Raw genomic sequence first — 2,630 nt, forward strand, 5'->3', positions numbered from 1 at the left:
CAACAGGCGAACGCGCCGCTCGTGCCGCGTTTTGCCGCGTTCTTTAATGAACTGCTGGCGCAGCACGGCGTGCAGGAGGCGGGCAGTTATGGCCAGCCGCGCCACCAGCCGGAGCTGGAAGGGTTTGATTTCGTGATGTCATGCAGCACACTGTCGGCCAGCGCCGATGGTTGCGGCGCACAGGTGGAAGGCCGGGTCGCGTTGGATGTGTTGCGCGACGCGGAACGCGCCAATGATGCGATTGGCGAAGCGCGGTAACATCATGAGTAAAAAATGTTTTGCTTTTTCCGGGAGGGATAGATTACAATTTTGACACATCATAGTAACGTCCGCATGACTCAACCGTGGCTGGCAAGGACTGTAACCCTGAGGAATTTCAGGGGCTTCGCCGCGACTCTCCTAAGGAAATATTTATGGCTGCGACAACACACAATTATTACCGCATCTTGGGTATCAAAACGACCGCTGGCGTGCAGGAAATCCGCCAGGCGATTGAGGCGCTGCGCCGGAAGGATACGGAAGGCCGATACGCCGCTACCCTCAAAAAGATTGACGAAACCCTTTCCGATCCGGAAAAACGCGGTGCCTATGACGACGAACTCGGCATTGATGGCGCATTGCGTGGCGATTATTACGTTTCCTTTCAAATCAAGGGGGAGCAGAAGCCGAAGCAGACCTTTGTCGATGTCAGCGGCAGGGAATATGGCAGCGAAGAAGCACTGCGTAACGCGCAAAAGGCGCGCTACAACCAAATGACGGTTGAGCTGGAAGAATGGGAAAAAAGCATTGCCTCGCGTAACAAATTTCTCTCGATGGGGCGTTCCTTCGTCTTTCTGGGAATGCTGGCGGGCGCCTTGCTGGTCGCCTTCTTTGCCGGCAAACCGTTTTATGACAGCTATCAGGCGAAAAAGCAGGCAGAAGCCGCCTATGGCGAGCTGGTCAAGGCTGGCAAGAGCGTGATGGATTACATCCGTGCCGAGCAGGCGTTCCCGTCCACCGTGCCCTACTACGAGCGCGACGGCAATTACTACGACATCAATGTGAAAGTGAACAATGAGAATCTGCAAGGCAACAGCATCGAATTGTCCTTCAACAACGAAGCATACGACGGTCTGCAAAATGGCAGCCTGACTTTTGAACTCTACCAAATTCCCAACGGCATCCTTGACTGGCGCTGTCATGCGCAAATCCCGGGGCAATTCGCGCCGGTGCGTTGCATGGTCAATTAAACCGGTTCTCCATGTGGCGGGCGGTGCAGCGATGCCCGCCCGTTTTTTGTGTCCGAATCGCCGCCGCACTGCGGCAAAGGCGATAAAATGCGGTTCCCTTTAACCTCAAGAGGAAACTGTCATGAGTCAAGCAACCATCCTGCAACACCTGCCCGTCGGCGAAAAAGTCGGCATCGCGTTCTCCGGCGGGCTGGATACCTCCGCTGCGCTGTTGTGGATGAAACAAAAAGGCGCGCGTCCCTTCGCCTACACCGCCAACCTCGGCCAGCCGGACGAAAGCGACTACGATGCCATCCCGCGCAAAGCCAAAGAATACGGCGCCGAGCAGGCGCGGCTCATTGACTGCCGCAGCCAGCTGGTGCGCGAGGCCATCAATGCCATCCAGAGCAACGCCTTTCACGTCACCACCGGCGGCCTCACCTACTACAACACCACCCCGCTCGGCCGCGCCGTCACCGGCACCATGCTGGTCGCGGCGATGCAGGAAGATGACGTCCACATCTGGGGCGACGGCAGCACCTTCAAGGGCAACGACATTGAGCGCTTTTACCGCTACGGCCTGCTGACCAACCCACATCTCAAAATCTACAAACCCTGGCTGGATCAACGCTTTATCGACGAACTGGGCGGGCGCGCGGAAATGTCGCAATTTCTGAACGACAACGGCTTCGACTACAAAATGAGCGCGGAAAAAGCCTATTCCACCGACTCCAACCTCCTCGGCGCCACCCACGAAGCCAAAGACCTCGAACAACTCGACAGCAGCGTGCGTATCGTCGCCCCGATCATGGGCGTCGCCTTCTGGCGCGAAGACATCGCCATCAAGCCGGAAACCGTGCGGGTGCGCTTTGCCGAAGGCGTGCCGGTTGCGCTCAACGGACGCGAATACCCCGACCCGGTCGAACTCATGCTCGAAGCAAACCGCATCGGCGGACGGCACGGCCTCGGCATGAGCGATCAAATCGAAAACCGCATTATCGAAGCCAAATCACGCGGCATCTACGAAGCGCCCGGCATGGCACTGCTGCACATCGCCTACGAACGCCTCGTCAGCGGCATCCATAACGAAGACACCATCGAACAATACCGCATCAACGGCATCCGCCTCGGTCGCCTGCTTTACCAAGGGCGCTGGTTTGACCCGCAGGCGCTGATGCTGCGCGAAACCGCGCAACGCTGGGTGGCGAAAGCCATCACCGGCGAAGTCACCCTGGAGCTGCGCCGCGGCAACGACTACAGCTTCCTCAACACCGAATCGCCGAACCTCACCTACGCACCAGAACGGCTGTCGATGGAAAAAATCGAAAACGCGCCCTTCACCCCTGCCGACCGCATCGGGCAGCTCACCCTGCGCAACCTCGACATCAGCGACACCCGCGCCAAACTGGCGCTCTACATCGA

General features: G+C 58.1%; 2 protein-coding genes and 1 pseudogene. All 3 read left to right on the forward strand.

All coding sequences use genetic code 11. The annotated features are described in order from the left end of the window. Nucleotides 1-258 (forward strand): annotated as a pseudogene (locus Q0349_RS13235) (hypothetical protein); the annotation flags it as partial. A 155-nt stretch (nucleotides 259-413) separates the two neighbouring features. Continuing rightward, nucleotides 414-1,229 (forward strand): molecular chaperone DnaJ, encoded by an 816-nt coding sequence (locus Q0349_RS13240; RefSeq protein ID WP_298081486.1) that lies wholly within the window; start codon nucleotides 414-416, stop codon nucleotides 1,227-1,229. Nucleotides 1,230-1,350: 121 nt separating this feature from the next. Beyond that, nucleotides 1,351-2,630: argininosuccinate synthase (argG, locus tag Q0349_RS13245; RefSeq protein WP_298081487.1), on the forward strand; the 1,280-nt coding region annotated here is incomplete at its 3' end.

The sequence above is a fragment of the uncultured Cardiobacterium sp. genome, from assembly GCF_938028185.1.
GTDB lineage: Bacteria > Pseudomonadota > Gammaproteobacteria > Cardiobacteriales > Cardiobacteriaceae > Cardiobacterium.